Annotated in this window: 16 protein-coding genes and 4 tRNA genes; 10 read left to right on the plus strand and 10 right to left on the minus strand. The window is 61.6% G+C overall.

From position 1 onward, the window contains the following. Nucleotides 1-47: 47 nt before the first annotated feature. The 5 genes from PAQ31011_RS04605 (at nucleotide 48) to gudD (ending at nucleotide 6,386) form a co-directional block, all read left to right on the plus strand. Complete coding sequence (locus tag PAQ31011_RS04605; protein WP_150574662.1) at nucleotides 48-899, plus strand: M90 family metallopeptidase; 852 nt, start codon at nucleotides 48-50, stop codon at nucleotides 897-899. A 153-nt stretch (nucleotides 900-1,052) separates the two neighbouring features. Then, nucleotides 1,053-1,319: a type B 50S ribosomal protein L31 gene (locus PAQ31011_RS04610; protein WP_150574663.1), complete on the plus strand. Its 267-nt coding sequence runs from the start codon at nucleotides 1,053-1,055 to the stop codon at nucleotides 1,317-1,319. Nucleotides 1,320-1,638: 319 nt separating this feature from the next. Further along, entirely contained in the window at nucleotides 1,639-3,369 is a 1,731-nt protein-coding gene (locus PAQ31011_RS04615) for an ArnT family glycosyltransferase (protein ID WP_150574664.1), read from the plus strand. 21 nt (nucleotides 3,370-3,390) lie between these two features. Next, a complete protein-coding gene (locus PAQ31011_RS04620; RefSeq protein ID WP_150574665.1) occupies nucleotides 3,391-4,770 on the plus strand; it encodes an MATE family efflux transporter in 1,380 nt (459 codons plus the stop codon). Nucleotides 4,771-5,057: 287 nt separating this feature from the next. Then, a complete protein-coding gene (gudD, locus tag PAQ31011_RS04625) occupies nucleotides 5,058-6,386 on the plus strand; it encodes a glucarate dehydratase (protein WP_150574666.1) in 1,329 nt (442 codons plus the stop codon). 288 nt (nucleotides 6,387-6,674) lie between these two features. On the opposite strand, the gene PAQ31011_RS04630 is transcribed toward gudD, so the two are convergent. The 7 genes from PAQ31011_RS04630 to PAQ31011_RS04660 form a co-directional block, all read right to left on the minus strand. Beyond that, nucleotides 6,675-6,751: transfer RNA gene (locus PAQ31011_RS04630), tRNA-Asp, on the minus strand. A 99-nt stretch (nucleotides 6,752-6,850) separates the two neighbouring features. Beyond that, a tRNA-Asp gene (locus PAQ31011_RS04635) sits at nucleotides 6,851-6,927 on the minus strand. Nucleotides 6,928-7,025: 98 nt separating this feature from the next. After that, a tRNA-Glu gene (locus tag PAQ31011_RS04640) sits at nucleotides 7,026-7,101 on the minus strand. 169 nt (nucleotides 7,102-7,270) lie between these two features. Next, nucleotides 7,271-7,346 (minus strand) — tRNA-Ala (locus PAQ31011_RS04645). A 183-nt stretch (nucleotides 7,347-7,529) separates the two neighbouring features. Continuing rightward, complete coding sequence (gene pnp / locus PAQ31011_RS04650; protein WP_150574667.1) at nucleotides 7,530-9,686, minus strand: polyribonucleotide nucleotidyltransferase; 2,157 nt, start codon at nucleotides 9,684-9,686, stop codon at nucleotides 7,530-7,532. Between the two features lie 323 nt (nucleotides 9,687-10,009). Further along, nucleotides 10,010-10,279: a 30S ribosomal protein S15 gene (rpsO, locus tag PAQ31011_RS04655; RefSeq protein WP_039397648.1), complete on the minus strand. Its 270-nt coding sequence runs from the start codon at nucleotides 10,277-10,279 to the stop codon at nucleotides 10,010-10,012. Nucleotides 10,280-10,566: 287 nt separating this feature from the next. After that, entirely contained in the window at nucleotides 10,567-11,841 is a 1,275-nt protein-coding gene (locus PAQ31011_RS04660; RefSeq protein WP_150574668.1) for a branched-chain amino acid ABC transporter substrate-binding protein, read from the minus strand. A gap of 154 nt (nucleotides 11,842-11,995) precedes the next feature. Between PAQ31011_RS04660 and PAQ31011_RS04665 the strand changes: the two genes are divergently transcribed. From PAQ31011_RS04665 to PAQ31011_RS04685, 5 genes are all read left to right on the plus strand, one after another. Further along, nucleotides 11,996-12,592, plus strand: coding sequence for a hypothetical protein (locus PAQ31011_RS04665; protein ID WP_246179338.1), 597 nt, complete (start codon nucleotides 11,996-11,998; stop codon nucleotides 12,590-12,592). Between the two features lie 16 nt (nucleotides 12,593-12,608). After that, nucleotides 12,609-13,202 carry a sigma-70 family RNA polymerase sigma factor gene (locus PAQ31011_RS04670; protein ID WP_150574669.1) on the plus strand — a complete coding sequence of 198 codons (594 nt, stop codon included), beginning with the start codon at nucleotides 12,609-12,611 and terminating at the stop codon, nucleotides 13,200-13,202. After that, nucleotides 13,189-13,398: a zf-HC2 domain-containing protein gene (locus tag PAQ31011_RS04675; protein ID WP_150574670.1), complete on the plus strand. Its 210-nt coding sequence runs from the start codon at nucleotides 13,189-13,191 to the stop codon at nucleotides 13,396-13,398. The genes PAQ31011_RS04670 and PAQ31011_RS04675 overlap by 14 nt, the downstream gene beginning before the upstream one ends. Nucleotides 13,399-13,532: 134 nt before the next feature. After that, complete coding sequence (locus PAQ31011_RS04680) at nucleotides 13,533-13,919, plus strand: DUF4148 domain-containing protein (RefSeq protein WP_150574671.1); 387 nt, start codon at nucleotides 13,533-13,535, stop codon at nucleotides 13,917-13,919. Between the two features lie 77 nt (nucleotides 13,920-13,996). After that, complete coding sequence (locus tag PAQ31011_RS04685; RefSeq protein WP_150574672.1) at nucleotides 13,997-14,476, plus strand: DUF417 family protein; 480 nt, start codon at nucleotides 13,997-13,999, stop codon at nucleotides 14,474-14,476. Between the two features lie 135 nt (nucleotides 14,477-14,611). Here PAQ31011_RS04685 and PAQ31011_RS04690 read toward each other — a convergent pair whose 3' ends face one another. The 3 genes from PAQ31011_RS04690 to PAQ31011_RS04700 form a co-directional block, all read right to left on the minus strand. Beyond that, complete coding sequence (locus PAQ31011_RS04690; RefSeq protein ID WP_150574673.1) at nucleotides 14,612-16,156, minus strand: 2-isopropylmalate synthase; 1,545 nt, start codon at nucleotides 16,154-16,156, stop codon at nucleotides 14,612-14,614. A gap of 349 nt (nucleotides 16,157-16,505) precedes the next feature. Next, complete coding sequence (lysM, locus tag PAQ31011_RS04695; protein ID WP_150574674.1) at nucleotides 16,506-16,994, minus strand: peptidoglycan-binding protein LysM; 489 nt, start codon at nucleotides 16,992-16,994, stop codon at nucleotides 16,506-16,508. 194 nt (nucleotides 16,995-17,188) lie between these two features. Then, nucleotides 17,189-18,064: a CDP-alcohol phosphatidyltransferase family protein gene (locus tag PAQ31011_RS04700; protein WP_150574675.1), complete on the minus strand. Its 876-nt coding sequence runs from the start codon at nucleotides 18,062-18,064 to the stop codon at nucleotides 17,189-17,191. Nucleotides 18,065-18,139 lie beyond the last annotated feature (75 nt).

The following is an 18,139-nucleotide window of genomic DNA, read 5'->3' on the forward strand; positions in this document are numbered from 1 at the left end:
ATCCTCCGAATCGGTTGCAGCAGCACTAACGCCCGGCCACGCCCGTCATGCTCAAGACCCTTTTCGCCCGCCTCGGACTCTCCCAACAAGCCACGTCCATCGAAGACGACGTCTGGCACGAGGTCGTCAGTGCATTACCGTTTCTTTCGCGACGCAGCGCCACCGATCTGGAAAAGCTCCGCGCGCTGGCAGCCGACTTTCTGGCCGGGAAGCATTTCTCGACGGCACACGGCCTGCCGCTGACGCAGGCGATGTGCGTCTCGGTCGCGGCGCAGGCCTGCCTTCCGATTCTGCATCTGCCGCCGGCGCTGTATCGCGGATGGACCGGCATCGTGCTCTATCCCGGCGAATTCCTGATCCGAAAGACGGTTCAGGATGAAGCGGGCGTCGTGCATGACGTCGAGCAGGAAGCCAGCGGCGAAGCGTGGGAAGGCGGTCCGGTGGTGCTGTCGTGGCAGGACGTGCAGGCCAGCGACGTGCTGGCGTACAACGTCGTGATTCACGAGTTCGTCCACAAGATCGATATGGAAGGCGGGGAAGCGGACGGCGTGCCGCCCATGCTGCGCCGCCTTCATGGCGACCTGACCCCCGAGACATGGTGCGAAGTGTTCGATCCGGCGTACGAGGAGTTCTGCCACCACGTGGCGAACGTGCCCGACATCCATTGGGATACCTTTGCCTCGACATCGCTGCTCGATCCCTACGCGACGGAACACGAGTCGGAGTTCTTTGCCGTCTGCGCCGAGGCGTTCTTCGTGGCGTCCGAAGCCTTCCAGCAGGAGTATCCGGCCCTGTACACGCTCTTTTCGCGCTATTTCCTGCAAGATCCTGCCGCCCGGACAGGCGCTGCGCCGGATACCGCCGCCACCCCGCCGGACGGGCCTGCCGCAACCCCATGAAAACTTTGCGAAAGTTGTTGTTTTCATGGCATAATGCGCGTTTTCCAAATCCGGAAAGTGGTTGGCGCGTTTCCCGTCAATAATCGGACGGCGATAGCGTTAGCGGGCAAGGGGCTCGCGCAGACTGGCTACCGACTTAACTCAAGGTGCACCATGAAAGAAGGCATTCACCCGAATTACCGCGAAGTCCTGTTCCGCGACATGACGCCGGGCGTCAACTTCGAATTCGTCTCGCGTTCGACGATCAACACGAAGGAAACGGCTGAGTTCAACGGCAAAGAGTACCCGCTCGTGAAGCTGGATACGTCGTCGGCATCGCACAACTTCTACACCGGCGAAACCCGCATCATGGATGCTGAAGGTCGCGTGGACAAGTTCCGCAAGAAGTTCGGCGCCCGCGCCGGCGGCAAGGCAGCGTAAGCTTCATCGGCTACGCGCCGAACAACGTGATGCGGGACCGGACAGACGTTTGCCGGTCAGCGCATCAGGGACAAGATCCCGACGTTGTGAAAAGCATTGGAAAGGGGCAGCTCAGGCTGCCCTTTTTTCTTTGGGCTGTGCTGCGCCAAGTCATCGGTTACTGTCATACTGTCGGCTTTCCAGGGTGCCGCGCGTTTTCCCTTAGGTCTGCCCTGAGCGTTGGTCACGGCTTCACCCCGAGCGTCACCCCCGAGCCAGTTCCGGCTCAGCCCCTCTGTCTTTCCGATCCGGCTACCCTGCCGATCCTGTCGTATCGCCTATGAAACGAGTTCGCATCACTGCCTCCGCCACCAGCGCGCTACCGCGTTCGCTGTTGATCGCCATTTGCGTCATCTATGTGCTGGCGGGGTTGTTCGGTCGCGATCCGTGGAAAAACGAAGACGCTGCCGGCTTCGGCATCATGTGGACGATGGCACACGGCCACCTGTCCGACTGGCTGCTGCCGAACATCGCAGGCAAACCGATTTACGACAACGGCCCGCTCGTCTCGTGGCTTGGCGCACTTTCCATCCGCGCCTTTTCGTGGCTCGATGCGCCCGACGCCGCCCGCATCGTCACGGGCTTTTGCTTCTACATCACCTGCACGTTCATCTGGTACGGCACCTATCTGCTTGGCCGCCGCCCTGAAGTGCAACCGTTCAAATATGCTTTCGGCGGTGAGCCGGAACCGCGCGACTACGGCCGCACCCTCGCCGATGGCGCGCTGCTGATTCTGCTGGCGTGCTTCGGTCTGGCCGAGCGCGGCCACGAAACGACCGCCACGGTCGGGCAACTCACGCTGATCTCGATGGCGATCTACGGCCTCGTGCGCAGTCTGGACAAGCCGCGTCAGGGGGCCGTGTGGTTCGGCCTGGCACTCGGCGGCATGGCACTGGCATCGTCCCCGCTGATGACGCTCTCGCTGTGGCTCGCAGGCATTATCGCGGCCGTGGTGTGCCGTGCGCTTCCGCTGCGCATGCTGTTGCTCGTCTCCACCCCGATCACACTGCTCATCGCCTGTACGTGGCCCCTCGCAGCCCTTAAATTCGCCGACGGTGCGCGTCGCTGGCTCGGCGAGTGGGCCGATATCGGGATGGACGCTTTCAGCGGCCCCACGATCGCCTCGCTGAGCTACATCGCCAAGAACCTGGCGCTGTTCGCATGGCCTGCCTGGCCGCTCGCTGCATGGTCGCTGTACTCCTGGCGCGGCATGCGACGCGCCCCGCACATTGCGATCTCCCTCGTCTTCGCCATCACGATCCTCGTGCTGATCGTGCTGCAAGCGCATCAGGGCAACCAGCTCTTCATGCTGGTCCTGCCTGCGCTGTCGATCATCGCCGCCTTCGGCCTGCCGACGCTCAAGCGCGGCACCGTCAACGCCATCGACTGGTTCGCTGTGCTGTCGTTTACCGTGCTGGCTGGCTTCGTGTGGATCGTCTGGCTCGCAGGCATTACCGGCTTCCCGGCATCGACGGCACGCAACCTGCGGCGCCTCGTGCCCGGTTTCAACCCGGAATTCAGCTGGATCACGCTGATCAGCGCCCTGATCGTCACGGGTGCGTGGGTCGCGCTGGTGGCGTGGCGCGTATCGCGCAGCCCGAAGGTGCTGTGGCGCAGCGTGGTGCTGTCCTCCGGCGGCACGACGCTGATGTGGGTACTGCTCATGACACTCTGGTTGCCCGTCGTCAACTACGGCAGAACGTATCGCGACGTGGCAGCGCAGATTGCGTCCCATCTGCCGCCGGATTACACCTGCATTCGCACGGCACGGGTGGGCGACGCCCAGCTCGCGTCGTTCGCTTACTTCGGCAAGATGCGCTTCGGTTCGGCCGATGACGATTGCGACGTGTTGCTGCGTCAGGATTCGCAGGACTACAGCGAACCGCTCTCGCTCGCGCCTTACGAGTGGCGTCAACTGTGGGAAGGCCGTCGCGCAGCCGACCGCGACGAACGCTTCCGTCTTTACGTCCTGCAAGAGCGCCCGTGGCGTCGCGCTGCGCGTCCGCGCTAATTGCCCGACACGCCCGACACCATGTGGCAAGACCTCAAACGCATTGCCGCGCTGGCATGGCCAGTGCTGATCGGCCAGTTGGCGGTCATCGCCTTCGGGGTGATGGACACCGCCATGGTCGGCCGCGCCTCGGCCTTCGACCTCGCATCGCTCGCGCTCGGCGGCTCGATTTACATCACCGTGTACGTCGGCCTGATGGGTATTCTCGTCGCCCTCTCGCCCATCGCCGCGCAACTTTACGGCGCGGGCGAGCGCATCGCCATCGGCGAGGAAGTGCGTCAGACCTTCTGGCTCGCCCTGTTCCTCGCCGTACCCGGCTTCCTCGTGCTGTCGCATCCGCAATTCATCCTGCGACTCTCCGAAGCGACGCCCGAACTCGAAGCGCGCGCGACCGCCTACCTGCATATCCTCGCGTACGGTTTGCCTGCCGCGATGCTGTTCCGCGTGTACTCGTCGCTCTCGACGGCCGTGGCGCAGCCGCGCATCGTCATGATGATTCAGGTGACGGGGCTGGCGCTGAAGGTGCCGCTCAATCTCGCGCTGATCTACGGTGTGGATCGATTTGGCATCCCCGCACTGGGCAGTACCGGGTGCGCCATCGCCACGACCGCGATCAACTGGGTCTCCTGCGGGCTCGGGTTGTTGCTGATGGCGCGGCATCCGAAGCTGCGCGAATTCGGCGTCTTCACGAAGTTCTGCTGGCCGCAGTGGCAAGCCATTCGCGCGCTGCTCAAACTCGGCGTGCCGATGGGGTTGAGCTACCTCATCGAAGTCACGGCCTATTCGTTCATGGCGATCTTCATTGCCCGACTGGGCGACGTGACGCTTGCCGGCCATCAGATCGCCGCCAATCTCGGCGCGCTCATGTACATGCTGCCGATGTCGATCGGTATCGCAACGGCAACGCTCACCGCACAGGCGATCGGCTCACGCGACTACAAAGCCGCACAACTGGTCGGACGGCGTGGCGTCGAGCTGGCCGGAACGCTAGGACTGGTCGTGGCGCTGCTGATGTGGCTCGGTCGTCCTCTGGTGCTCGCCGCCTACACGTCGGACCCGCTGGTCGCCGCTGTGACCGCGCCGCTGCTGACCATCGTCGCCTTCTATCACATCTTCGACGCGCTTCAGGTGAACGCCGTCTTCGTCTTGCGCGCATGGAAAGTTGCGGTCGTACCGACCGTCATCTACGCCGTGTCGCTATGGGGCGTGGGACTAGGCGGCGGCTATGTGCTCGGCTTCGACATCGGCGGTCTCTCGCCCGCCTGGCTTCACGGCGCCACCGGCTTCTGGGCCGCCAACAGTGCGAGCGTCGCGGTCGCGGCCATCGGATTGCTGATGTATCTGCGCTGGGTTGTCCATGTCAAAGGCGCTGCGACGTCCGTGGCGAACGCGCAAGCTTGAGCGGCAAGCCTCCGACCGCTCTTCGGCAACCTGCCCCGCCCCGCGCGACGCCGAGCGAAGTGGCGACGGACTGAATTCAGTCCAAGTTGTACGACAACAAAAAACACTACGCACGCCGCCAGCGCCATCCCGACTTCGTCTACTGATAGCGTCATTCAGCCGAGATTCCGAGAAAACGGGTATACCCGCAAAGGCAATCTCGGGAACTTTCCATAGAATGTTGTCTGACGACATACAACAATGTGTCGAACCCTTCGTTCCCTTTGGTCTGATCAACGTTCCCTGCCATGAGCCGAACCCCCATCGTCACCGAATTGCGCGTTGTTCCCGTCGCCGGCCGCGACAGCATGCTGCTGAATCTGAGCGGCGCACACGGGCCGTTCTTCACCCGCAACCTCGTCATCCTGACGGACAGTGCCGGCCATACCGGCGTTGGCGAAGTGCCCGGCGGTGAGTCGATTCGCAAGACGCTCGAGGATGCACGCCCCTACGTCGTCGGCCAATCGGTCGCCAATATTCAGGCGATTCTCGGTCAGACGCGTCGCGTCTTCGCCGACCGCGATGCCGGTGGGCGCGGCCTGCAAACCTTCGATCTGCGCACGACGATCCACGCCGCGACCGCACTCGAAGCCGCCCTGCTCGACCTGCTCGGTCAGCACCTGGAAGTCCCCGTCGCCGCCCTTCTGGGCGAGGGACAACAGCGCAGCGAAGTCGCGATGCTCGGGTATCTCTTCTTCATCGGCGATCGCAACGCCACCGATCTGGCGTATGCCGACAATCGTGGCGCGCGCGACGACTGGGAGCGCGTGCGCACGGAAGTCGCGATGACGCCCGATGCCGTCGTCAAGCTGGCTGAGGCGGCCCATGCGCGTTACGGCTTTCAGGACTTCAAGCTCAAAGGCGGTGTTCTGGAGGGCGACGCAGAGATCGAAGCCGTTACCGCCCTTGCCAAACACTTCCCTCAGGCACGCGTGACGCTCGATCCGAACGGTGCATGGTCGCTAGCTGAAGCCGTCCGTCTGTGCCGCGATCAGCACGACGTGCTGGCCTATGCAGAAGATCCGTGCGGCGCAGAAAACGGCTATTCGGGTCGTGAAGTCATGGCGGAATTCCGACGCGCAACGGGGCTGCCGACCGCCACCAACATGATCGCGACGGACTGGCGTCAGATGGGACATGCGATCCAATTGCAGTCTGTAGACATTCCACTCGCCGATCCGCATTTCTGGACGATGCAGGGCTCGGTGCGCGTCGCGCAGATGTGCCACGAGTGGGGGCTGACGTGGGGCTCGCACTCCAACAACCACTTCGATGTGTCGCTTGCGATGTTCACCCACGTGGCCGCCGCCGCGCCCGGCAAGATCACCGCCATCGATACCCACTGGATCTGGCAGGACGGTCAATACCTGACCAGCAACCCGCTGCAGATTGTCGGCGGCAATGTACAGGTGCCGACCGTCCCGGGGCTGGGTGTGACGCTGGACATGGATGCCGTTGAGGCCGCCCACGCGCTATACCTCGAACACGGCCTCGGCGCGCGCGACGACAGCGTTGCCATGCAACATCTCGTGCCGGACTGGAAATTCGATCCGAAACGCCCTTGCCTGGTGCGCTGATTCATCGGCGTTTCTTGCATCCTTCAAAGCATCATTCGGAGCGTCGGAGCATCAACATCCCGACGCTCTTTCACTGTCCAGTCGCAATGCGCATGAATTGCGAAATTTCAAAAAACGACGCGAAAAATCCGCAAGCCCGTTGCAGAGGGAATCAATAGGGGGAAAATCGGTATCGAAACCTTCGAAATGTCTCGTTGCGAGACCTTGCGATACCTGTGTAATGCTCGATGGCCGAAGGATTTCGGACATAAAAAAAGCCCAGGCCGTTAAGCCTGGGCTTTCTTCGTTTGGCGGAGCGGACGGGGCTCGAACCCGCGACCCCCGGCGTGACAGGCCGGTATTCTAACCAACTGAACTACCGCTCCAAACTTGCTGCAGCATCGTGATGTCACTCACTTTGCTTTCCTGCTAGTTGTCCGGCATTGCTGCATTTTCATGCGCATATCACCGAACTTCGTAGGTTTTGGCGGAGCGGACGGGGCTCGAACCCGCGACCCCCGGCGTGACAGGCCGGTATTCTAACCAACTGAACTACCGCTCCAAAACCGACAAAAAAACCCGCCTAACTTTCAGCGGGCTTTACGCCACAAACTGCCTGGCATTTTTAAACTGATACCGACTCGCTACCGGCACCAATTCTGGCGTCCCCTAGGGGATTCGAACCCCTGTACTCACCGTGAAAGGGTGATGTCCTAGGCCTCTAGACGAAGGGGACAAAATCGTCAAAACTTTGTCTGTTTCGCTACTGCTTACTGCATTTCGCGAAGAACGCTATTCTAAACAACATTTCTTCGCTTGTGAAGCTTTATTTTCAAGTTTTTTGCATCGTTTTTGCAAGAATCTTGCTTTTTCGACGCAGCCTGAAAATCAAGCTTCTGAATCCGTGGTGGAGGTAAGCGGGATCGAACCGCTGACCTCTTGCATGCCATGCAAGCGCTCTCCCAGCTGAGCTATACCCCCGAACAGAGAAATGAGATTCTAATGACAAACCCATTTCCTGTAAATACCCTCCTCGCATTTTTTCCGCATTATTTTGCGAATCCGTGCGAAAGATAAAAAAACGGCGACTCGCAAGAGTCGCCGTCTTCTTTTGACGCACGTGCGGCGCGCAAGCACGCCGCCCTGCCTCATTGCGATACCCGATTACTGGGCGTCGCCTTCGCGCTTAACCAGCAGTGCACCGCCTTGCTTCTCTTCTTCGGTCAGTGCCTTGTGCGACAGACGCAGACGACCCTTGTCGTCTTGCTGGATCACCTTCACGCGCACGGCTTGACCTTCCTTGACGTACTCGTTGATGTCCTTGATGCGCTCGTTGGCGATTTCCGAGATGTGCAGCAGACCGTCCTTACCCGGGAGCACCGAGACGATGGCGCCGAACTCGAGCAGCTTGAGCACGGTACCGTCGTAGACCTGACCGACTTCAACTTCGACCGTGATCAGTTCGATGCGACGCTTCGCTTCGGCAATGCCTTCGGCGCTCGGGCTGGCGATGGTCACCACGCCGTCGTCCGAGATGTCGATGCTCGTGCCGGTCTCTTCCGTCAGCGCGCGGATCACCGAACCCCCCTTGCCGATCACGTCGCGGATCTTCTCCGGATTGATCTTGATGGTGACCATGCGCGGTGCGAATTCCGACAGCTCCGTACGCACGCCCGACTGGGCTTCCGTCATCTTGCCGAGGATATGCAGACGGCCTTCCTTGGCTTGCGCCAGCGCGACCTGCATGATTTCCTTCGTGATGCCCTGGATCTTGATGTCCATCTGCAGTGCGGTCACGCCATTCGACGTACCGGCCACCTTGAAGTCCATGTCGCCCAGGTGATCTTCGTCGCCGAGAATGTCGGTCAGCACGGCAAACTTGTTGCCTTCGAGGATCAGGCCCATAGCGATACCGGCGACCGGCGAGGTCATCGGCACACCGGCGTCCATCATGGCGAGGCTACCGCCGCAGACCGATGCCATCGACGACGAACCGTTCGATTCGGTGATTTCCGACACGACACGCACGGTGTAACCGAAATCGTCGGCACCCGGCAGGCACGCGACCAGCGCGCGCTTGGCCAGACGGCCGTGACCGATTTCGCGACGCTTGGGCGAACCCACGCGACCCGTTTCGCCCGTCGAGAACGGCGGGAAGTTGTAGTGCAGCATGAAGCGATCGCGGTACTCGCCTTGCAGCGCGTCGATGATCTGCTCATCGCTCTTGGTGCCCAGCGTGGCCACCACGAGTGCCTGCGTTTCGCCACGCGTGAACAGTGCCGAACCGTGCGCACGCGGCAGCACGCCGGTGCGGATCGAGATCGGACGCACGGTACGCGTGTCGCGACCGTCGATACGCGGCTCGCCGGCCAGAATCTGGCTGCGGACGATCTTGGCTTCCAGATCGAACAGGATGTTGCCGACTTCGATGTCGTCCGGTGCAGCTTCGCCCTTGGCAGCAGCGGCTTCGCCCAGCTTGGCGATCACGTCGGTGCTGACAGCGCGCAGTTGTTGCGTACGTGCTTGCTTTTCACGCGTCTGGTAAGCAGCGCGCAGTTGGCCTTCGGCCAGTTCGCCCACTTGCGAGATCAGTGCGTCGTTCTTGGCAGCCGGGGCCCATTCCCACTCGGCCTTGCCACCATCGCGTACGAGTTCGTGAATCGCGTTGATGGCCGTTTGCATTTGCTCGTGACCGAACACGACTGCGCCCAGCATCACGTCTTCCGGCAGCTCCTGGGCTTCCGATTCCACCATCAGCACGGCTTGTTCCGTACCGGCGACGACCAGGTCGAGCTTCGACTTGGCGATCTGCTCACGCGACGGGTTGAGCACGTACTGGCTGTCGACGTAGGCAACGCGTGCGGCGCCAACCGGGCCGTTGAACGGCAGACCGGAGATGGCCAGCGCGGCCGAAGCACCGATCAGGGCCGGGATGTCGGCCGGGACTTCCGGGTTCAGCGAGACGACCTGCACCACCACCTGGACTTCGTTGTAGAAGCCTTCCGGGAACAGCGGGCGAATCGGACGGTCGATCAGGCGCGACGTCAGCGTTTCGTTTTCCGACGGACGGCCTTCGCGCTTGAAGAAGCCACCCGGGATCTTGCCGGCGGCGTAAGTCTTTTCAAGGTAGTCGACCGTCAGCGGGAAGAAATCCTGGCCAGCCTTGGCCTTCTTCGCACCCACGACCGTGGCGAGCACGACGGTATCGTCCATGTCGACGAGCACAGCACCGGATGCCTGGCGAGCAATCTCACCGGTTTCCATGCGAACCGTGTTTTGTCCCCATTGGAAAGACTTGACGACTTTATTGAACATTTGCACTCCTATATCGAATCGCGCGAATGCAGCAGCGGCGCGATATCGCTGCCGGGGTGATCCCGACGCCTTACAGGGGGGAGTGTTATGCCATTCCAGCGTAGCCCGCTGCGAAAATCCGCCAGCGCGCTTCTGAGACGACCCTGGAATGACACAAGCCCTGCTTGCCGACGAGGCCCCGTAAATCGGTAACGGAGACCGGAAAACCGGCGCAACCGCTGGGTTATTCGTTCCAAAAGAGACGCTCAACGCCTCGATCGGGTACCGCCCAAAAACAAAATGCCTGCATCAGCACGCTGATACAGGCATCTCGTCGTAATCGTAATCGCTTACTTACGCAGGCCCAGCTTCTCGATCAGGGCGCGGTAGCGGTCTGCATCCTTGCCCTTGAGGTAGTCGAGCAGCTTACGACGACGGCTCACCATGCGCAGCAGACCGCGGCGGCTGTGGTGATCCTTCATGTGTGCCTTGAAGTGCGGGGTCAGTTCGTTGATGCGCGTGGTCAGCAGCGCAACTTGAACTTCGGGGGAGCCGGTGTCATTGGCGGCGCGGGCGAATTGCGCCACGACGTCCGACTTCTTGATATCTGCGTTCGACATTTTCTTTCCTTTGGATATACACGCGGTCACGGAAGAATGGCCGTGCCGTGAACTTACAAAAACATGTACGTTGCCGTACATAAACAAAACTGCAAGTGCGCGATTATACGGGAACCGGCATCACGACGCCACTTTTTTCCGCGCTTTGCCGCAGCAGACGGGCCTGAAAGCCCGTTTAAACCGCTCAAAACACCGATTTCGGACGAATAATCCGAGAAAATTCGCCGAATTATCAAGAAAATCACGACAAATCAGCCATTCCGGCCACCGCCCATTGCGACCACCGCTCAGCGCTGACGCGCCATCCGACACGTGCTCGGCAACGCCACCTTGTTCATCGGCAGCTCCATGACAGTCCGGAATCCGTAGCCCGAGCCTTCGTTATCGAACTTCACACCCGGCTCACCCGCGCGACGCATCACCGAGACGTACAGGGGCTCGATCATCTGATGGTCGTTTGCCCGCATCCATGCGTCGGCAGGGGCTTCGCGCACACGACGGTTTTCGAGCGCGCGCGCAACGGTCGTCACATCCGTGGTGCCCGCCTGTTCGAGCGCGGCGGCAATCATGTCGACCATCACACTCATACGCAGCAGTGGGTAGTCGTCGCGCGCTTCCGGATAGCGTGCGCGGAACGCCTTGTAGTACGCATCCGACGCCTCACCCCCGACATTCGGGTGCCACTCGGCGACTGCGTACACGCGACCGACACCGGCATCGCCCAGCGCCGCCGGAGCACCGAGCGCGTTGCCGTAGAACGTGTAGAACTTGAGCTCCATGCCCTGCTCTCGCGCGGCCTTGACGAGCAGCGTCAGGTCGTTGCCCCAACTGCCCGTGACCACGGTATCGGCCCCGGCCGCACGGATACGTGCCAGATACGGCGTGAAGTCCTTCACACGGCCCACGGGGCTGAACTGTTCGCCCACGATCTGTACGTCGGGACGCTTGGCGCCGATCATCTGGCGCGCCAGCGTGGCGACCTGACGCCCGAAGCTGTAGTCCTGATTGAGCAGATAGACCTTCTGAATGCTGTCGTCCTGCTTGATGGCTTCGGTGAGCGCCTGCATACGCATCGCGGCATTGGCGTCGAACGCGAAATGCCAGAAGCTGCACTGCTCGTTGGTCAGCGCCGTATCGACAGCGGAGTAGTTGAAGAACAGCATGCGCTGGCCCGGCTCACGGGCATTGCGCTTGTTGATGGCATCGATCAGTGCCGACGCGACCGCCGAACTGTTGCCTTGCAGGACGAACGGGATACCGAGATCCCCGGCGGCCTTGAGCTGCACGAGGCTGTCTTCGACCGCGCCCTTGCTGTCGAACACCGTCAATTCGAGCGGATGCGCGCCGTCGCGCAACTTCACGCCGCCACGCGCGTTCACGCGATCGATCGCGAAACGCAGATTCCGCTCGACCATCGCCCCGGCATTGCCGAAAGGCCCGCTCATCCCTTCGATGAGGGCAAGCCGAATCGGCGGCGCGGCATTGGCCACACCGGTGGCGGCCAGCAGGCCCATAGTGCACAGCACCGCGCAAAAACGCGCCAGCAAGACGTGAGATTTCATCGAGGCCTCTAGAACTGTCCCGGCGCGAATCATAACTGCCACCACCCGCCCGGGCAAGCCGAGGCACCCCACGATACGGAACGACGGCGGTATGCTATCAACACGCGACCATCGTCCATTTTTGGGCAAATTCCCACCCCATACGAGGCCAACCATGACGTATCGTTCTCACGTGATTATCGACACCGATACTGCGTCGACGCCATCGACTCCCAGCACAGATTGCGCTGCGGGCCAACGTTCGTCGACCCGCGCCATTCGCTGGGCCGTCGCCGGTGCGCTCGCCCTGTCGTTGACAGCCTGTTACACGCCGCCGTGGCAACAATTGCCCGCATCGGCGTCGCAGGCGGAAGTGCAGGCGCAATTGGGCAAGCCCAAAGAGGTCTACCCGCTCGCGCCCGGCGTCACACGCTGGCTTTACCCGACGAAGCCGTTCGGCGAGGAAACGATTGCCGCCGACTTCGACGCGCAGGGTCGGCTGCTGCACGTCACGCAGGTGCTGTCGACGCAGGAGTTCAACAAGGTCGAGATCGACAAGTGGACCAAGACGGATGTCCTGCATCACTTTGGCGAGCCCGTCGAGACCTCTGCGTTCCCGCTGATGAAGCGCGAAGTCTGGACATACCGTTTCAAGCAGGACGACGTGTGGTTCTCGATGATGAACTTCTATTTCGACCCGGACGGCATCGTCAAGACCACCCAAATCAGCCCGGATCCGCTGCACGAGAAACGGGATAACAATCTGTTCTAAGTCAGGAGAGCGCCCTATTCCCGCGAATTCGTATCTGGACCACGCGTATCTCGCGGACCTGCGTCGCGACCTGCTGCGCTTTGCCAGGTTGCAATTGCGCGACGAGCATCTGGCAGAAGACGCCGTTCAGGAAGCGCTGACGGCGGCTTGCTCGCCGTCGAGCGAATTCTCGGGGCGCGCCCAACACAAGACGTGGGTCTTCGCGATTCTGCGCAACAAGCTGATCGATACCATGCGAGCGCGACGCCGCACGATCAACGCCTCATCGCTCGAAGACGACGCCGACGAGAACTCCGTGTTCGATCGCGAGCTTTTCGACGAGCGCGGTCATTGGAACGATCACGCCCGCCCGCACCCCTGGCCTCGCCCCGAGACGGTCGTCGCCCGTCAACAGTTCTGGACATTGTTCGACTGGTGCCTGAACGCCCTGCCCGAATCCACCGGTCGCGTGTTTTCCATGCGGGAATTGCTCGACATGGACATCGCCGAAATCTGCCGGGAACTGGATCTCGACGCCAATCATTGCAGCGTATTGCTGTACCGCGCGCGCACTCGCTTGCGCACTTGCCTGTCGGCCAAAGGACTGGAAACCAACGATGCCCTTGGGTAACTGTGCCACCGTCACCCGCTCGCTTTCTGACGAGCTCGACCGGCCGTTGAGCGCACTCGCCACCCTTCGCGTGCGTGCGCATCTGCTGACATGCACGGGCTGCCGCGCGTACGCATCGCAAATCGCCACGCTACGCGCCTTATCGCGGCACGTTGCCGGTCATGACGATGTCGCAGAACCGCCGAATCGCCGATAGACGATTAGCAAAAAAAATTTTTTCGTCACCCAGTCATATCCGGCGCCTCCCTACGACTAAACGGTGCGATCAACAGCCAACGTGCTGCGCGATCGAACTTTTCCACCCTCGTTTATCGTTTGGAGATATCCACCATGAAGAAGACGTCCATTCTCTACGCTGCTGCGCTTGCCATCACCACCGCTTCGACCGTCGCCTTTGCCGCCCCGCAGAGCGGACTGACGCGCGAATACGTCGTCGCCGAACTCAAGGCGCTGCAAGACGTCGGTTATGACGGGACGACCGACCGCACCCGTTATCCGGCCAACCTGCTGGCCGCAAACGCGGAACTGGCAAAACGCGAACTGGCGCGCAACGCTGCACCTGACACCGCTCACGATGCATCAAACCCGGCGATGGCTCGCACGGATATCACCACGGGCGTTGCCACCGGCGACGCCATGCCGGCATCCGCCTCGGCGACGAAACGCGCAGCTTACGGCGGTGCGTTGCTGCATGCACACACCTATCGCGGTCAGTAAGCCGTCGATCGGCAGTCACTCGCCGCCGGGGCGGCGGCGAGCCGGGACACAGGACTAATTTCGGAGTGGGTCCACCCATGCATAACTCTCATGTGACGTGCCGCACGGCGGCTCGGCTGGAGCGCTTCGCTTATCACTTTGCGCTGTACAGCGTCGTCGCCATCTTCATCGGCTACGGCCTCTTCAAGTTCACCGAACGCGAAGCAGCCGCCATTTTCCCGCTGGTCAGCCACCATCCGCTGCTGAGTTGGCTTTACCTGGGTCTGAGCGTGCAGTCAGTGTCCAACCTCGTCGGCATCTTCGAACTCGCCTCAGCGTTGGCAATGGCGTACACGGGCCACTGGCGCGTGCGTCTGGCAGGCAGTCTGGGTGTGGCGCTCACCCTGATCGTGACCGTCTCATTCCTCGTGACGACACCGGACATCGGCGGCGGCACCTTCGGTTTCCTGATCAAGGATCTGACGCTGTTGGGCGTCGCCCTGCTGGTCGCGGCACGCACCTTCGCGCAAGGCCACGAGCAGGACGCTCACTGCCCTCACCATCCGGCGCTGAGATAGCAAAAATGCCCGCCCCTGACGTACAGGGTGCGGGCATTTATCGGCGTAGTTTCGGCGTAGGCCAGCGACGCGCCGGCCGAAGCATCGATCGACCGGGGCTATCGCGTCTACCGGCGCTACCGGCGCGACTGACGATTACGGCGTGAGCTGCGGGTTCAGCTTCTCGGCCTTCGAGTACAGCTTGTTGAGCGCCGACAGATACGCCTTGGCGGATGCCGCGACGATGTCCGGGTCCGTACCGACGCCGTTCACGATACGGCCCGCCTTCGACAGACGCACCGTCACTTCGCCTTGCGACTGCGTGCCGGTGGTGATCGCGTTGACCGAATACAGCAACTGCTCCGCGCCGCTCTTCACTTGTGACTCGATGGCGTTGAGCACCGCATCGACCGGCCCGTTACCGTCCGATTCGCCCACGAGTTCCTTGCCCTGCGCTGTGAACACCACGCGTGCACTCGGACGCTCGCCGGTCTCGGAATGCTGCGCCATCGACACGAGGTAGAAATGCTCGCCGCCTTCGGCCTGTGCTTCGTTCGAGACGATCGCGAGAATGTCTTCGTCGAAAATCTCCGACTTCTGGTCGGCGAGTTCCTTGAAGCGGGCGAACGCGGCATTCACGTCCTGCTCCGATTCCATCTCGATGCCCAGTTCTTGCAAGCGCTGCTTGAACGCATTACGGCCCGAGAGCTTGCCGAGCACGATCTTGTTCGCGGTCCAGCCCACATCTTCCGCACGCATGATCTCGTACGTATCGCGCGCCTTGAGCACGCCATCCTGGTGGATGCCAGACGCGTGAGCGAACGCGTTAGCGCCGACGACCGCCTTGTTCGGCTGCACGTTAAAACCGGTGATCTGCGAGACGAGCTTCGAGGCCGGCACGATCTGCGTCGTATCGATGCCAAGTTCCAGACCGAAGTAATCCTTGCGGGTCTTGAGCGCCATCACGACTTCTTCGAGCGACGTATTGCCTGCCCGCTCGCCCAAACCGTTGATCGTGCACTCGATCTGACGCGCACCGCCCAACTGCACGCCGGCCAGCGAGTTCGCCACGGCCATGCCCAGATCGTTGTGGCAATGCACCGACCAGACCGCCTTGTCCGAATTGGGCACGCGCTCACGCAGCGTGCGCACGAGTTGGCCGTAGAGTTCCGGCACGCCATAGCCGACGGTATCCGCGACGTTGATGGTCGTCGCGCCTTCGTTGATCACGGCTTCGAGCACGCGGCACAGGAAATCCAGATCCGAGCGGCTGCCGTCTTCGGGCGAGAATTCGATGTTATCGGTGAACTGGCGCGCATAACGCACAGCAAGCTTCGCCTGCTCGAACACCTGGTCCGGGCTCATGCGCAGCTTCTTCTCCATGTGCAGCGGCGACGTGGCGATGAACGTGTGAATACGCGACGAATTCGCCCCCTTGAGCGCCTCGGCGGCCCGCGCGATGTCTCGGTCGTTCGCGCGTGCCAGCGAGCAGACCGTACTGTCCTTCACGATGCCGGCGATGGCCTGAATGGACTCGAAGTCACCATTCGAGCTGGCCGCGAAACCGGCTTCGATGACGTCCACACGAAGTCGCTCCAGTTGACGGGCGATGCGGATCTTCTCGTCGCGGGTCATCGACGCGCCCGGCGACTGTTCACCATCGCGCAAGGTCGTATCGAAAATGATCAGCTTGTCGGCCATGATTTGCTCCTGTGGGGATTTCGTAGGGTTCGGTATTTTTTTGATATCAGCGCGCGGCGCGCGCAGGCATGGCCGGCCCGAGGGCGGAGAAACAGCGTGGCGTCAGTGGCACCGCGAATAACGCCGAAAGCGACGTCAACAGCGCTGCGTGAGGAAAGCCCGGAGCCGGATGGGCACCTGAAATCATGAGCGCCAATATAGTCGCAAACGGGTGATTCCGCAACGCGGGCGGCGCACGCAAAGCCCCGTGCACACGGGCATTCCCGGCCATCGGCCGGGACGCTAACAGGTCCAAAAACGAAACAGCCCGGCGCAAGGCCGGGCTGGCAATCACGGGACGAACGCCCGATCAGAGCGGCGGAATCCGCAGCACCTGCCCCGGATAAATCTTGTCCGGGCTGGAGAGCATCGGTTTATTTGCTTCGAAAATGCCGTTGTACTTGTTGGCATCGCCATAGACATTCTTGGAGATGGCCGACAACGTGTCGCCCGACTTCACCGTGTAGTACGTGGCTTCGGCCGATGCGGTCGAGACCGACATCTGGTCGTCCACCTTCTCAACACCCTTCACGTTGCCGCAGCACAGCAGGATCTTTTCCTTCGTCGCCTGATCGGCCGCTACACCGTAGACCTTGACAGTGCGTGTTGCGCCGTCGAACTCCGCGTCGAGGCCGGTTGCATCCAACCCTTGCGACTTGATGTAGTTTTCGATGGCTTCACCGGCAGCGCGGTTGGCCGCATCGGCATCGGGGCCCGGCGCGGGCGGCGGCGCGTCTGCCGCGTGTGCATTACCGAGCAGCGCCTGACCGGCTTCCTTCACGAAATCGAGTATGCCCATGATTTCTCCTTCGTCACTTCGAACTATGGAAAATAGCGCCGGGCCCTGCCAGATCGGCGGAAAACGACCCGTGCCACAAGGGTACTTCGCCTACCAACGTCAAGATTAGCGCATCCCAACGATGTCATACCTGACAACTCTGACAGGTAGATATGACAAGGGGCGTACCGAGACGCCCCTTGTTTCCTGCCCTGTTATTCGTCGACTTCGCCGAAAATCCGCTGACGGCGGCCTTTGACGAAGCGGAATGCCCACAGCACATAGCCCGACACGCTGTACACGCAGAACATGCCGAACAGCGCCAGCGGCGGGTCGGACGACACCAGAATGAAGCCGACCATGAACAGCAGCACCACGCCGAACGAGACGCGCTGGCGCACGTCGAGCGCCTTGCCGCTGTAGAACGGCGCGTTGGACACCATCGACATCCCTGCGTAGATCGTGAGGAAGAAGGCGACCCACGGCATCCAGAACACGTTCACGGGCAACTTGTTGTCGATTGTGATCCAGACGAACCCGGCAATCAGCGCCGCCGCCGCCGGGCTGGCCAGCCCCTGGAAGAAGCGCTTGTCGACCACGCCGATGTTGGCGTTAAAGCGCGCCAGACGCAACGCGGCCCCTGCCACATAGACGAACGCCGCGAGCCAGCCCCACTTGCCGATCTCGTGCAGGATCCACTCGTACATCACCAGCGCCGGCGCGACGCCGAACGAGGTCATGTCGGAAAGCGAATCGTATTGCTCGCCGAAGGCGCTCTGCGTATTGGTCATGCGGGCCACGCGCCCGTCCATGCCGTCGAGCACCATCGCGAAGAAGATGGCGATGGCCGCTTGCTCGAAGCGGTCGTTCATTGCCTGCACGATGGCGAAAAAGCCGCAGAAAAGCGCGGCGGTCGTGAAAGCGTTCGGCAGCAGATAGATGCCGCGATTGCGCGGACGCACGGGCACATCTTCCTCCACACCCTGATCGTGGTCTTCGTTCATCGATGGCTCTGATGGATTCTTGTGACGGCCGAACGGCGAGAGATGCCTGACATTGTTGCGCAAGCGGCCGCGATGGTTTTCCGGCATCTATAACTCCTTGTCGATGCTAGGGTCGATGGACAGACCCCAAAACTGCGGGCGAACCCGCGACGGATCACCGCT

Source organism: Pandoraea aquatica, assembly GCF_902459565.1.
In the GTDB taxonomy this organism is placed as follows: domain Bacteria; phylum Pseudomonadota; class Gammaproteobacteria; order Burkholderiales; family Burkholderiaceae; genus Pandoraea; species Pandoraea aquatica.

Excerpts from the sequence above, each read along its gene's own strand:
- PAQ31011_RS04605 (WP_150574662.1), top strand. The coding sequence starts at position 48 with ATGCTCAAGACCCTTTTCGCCCGCCTCGGACTCTCCCAACAAGCCACG.
- PAQ31011_RS04610 (WP_150574663.1), top strand. The coding sequence starts at position 1,053 with ATGAAAGAAGGCATTCACCCGAATTACCGCGAAGTCCTGTTCCGCGAC.
- PAQ31011_RS04615 (WP_150574664.1), top strand. The coding sequence starts at position 1,639 with ATGAAACGAGTTCGCATCACTGCCTCCGCCACCAGCGCGCTACCGCGT.
- PAQ31011_RS04620 (WP_150574665.1), top strand. The coding sequence starts at position 3,391 with ATGTGGCAAGACCTCAAACGCATTGCCGCGCTGGCATGGCCAGTGCTG.
- gudD (WP_150574666.1), top strand. The coding sequence starts at position 5,058 with ATGAGCCGAACCCCCATCGTCACCGAATTGCGCGTTGTTCCCGTCGCC.
- rpsO (WP_039397648.1), bottom strand. The coding sequence starts at position 10,279 with ATGTCGAACGCAGATATCAAGAAGTCGGACGTCGTGGCGCAATTCGCC.
- PAQ31011_RS04660 (WP_150574668.1), bottom strand. The coding sequence starts at position 11,841 with ATGAAATCTCACGTCTTGCTGGCGCGTTTTTGCGCGGTGCTGTGCACT.
- PAQ31011_RS04665 (WP_246179338.1), top strand. The coding sequence starts at position 11,996 with ATGACGTATCGTTCTCACGTGATTATCGACACCGATACTGCGTCGACG.
- PAQ31011_RS04675 (WP_150574670.1), top strand. The coding sequence starts at position 13,189 with ATGCCCTTGGGTAACTGTGCCACCGTCACCCGCTCGCTTTCTGACGAG.
- PAQ31011_RS04680 (WP_150574671.1), top strand. The coding sequence starts at position 13,533 with ATGAAGAAGACGTCCATTCTCTACGCTGCTGCGCTTGCCATCACCACC.
- PAQ31011_RS04685 (WP_150574672.1), top strand. The coding sequence starts at position 13,997 with ATGCATAACTCTCATGTGACGTGCCGCACGGCGGCTCGGCTGGAGCGC.
- PAQ31011_RS04690 (WP_150574673.1), bottom strand. The coding sequence starts at position 16,156 with ATGGCCGACAAGCTGATCATTTTCGATACGACCTTGCGCGATGGTGAA.
- lysM (WP_150574674.1), bottom strand. The coding sequence starts at position 16,994 with ATGGGCATACTCGATTTCGTGAAGGAAGCCGGTCAGGCGCTGCTCGGT.
- PAQ31011_RS04700 (WP_150574675.1), bottom strand. The coding sequence starts at position 18,064 with ATGCCGGAAAACCATCGCGGCCGCTTGCGCAACAATGTCAGGCATCTC.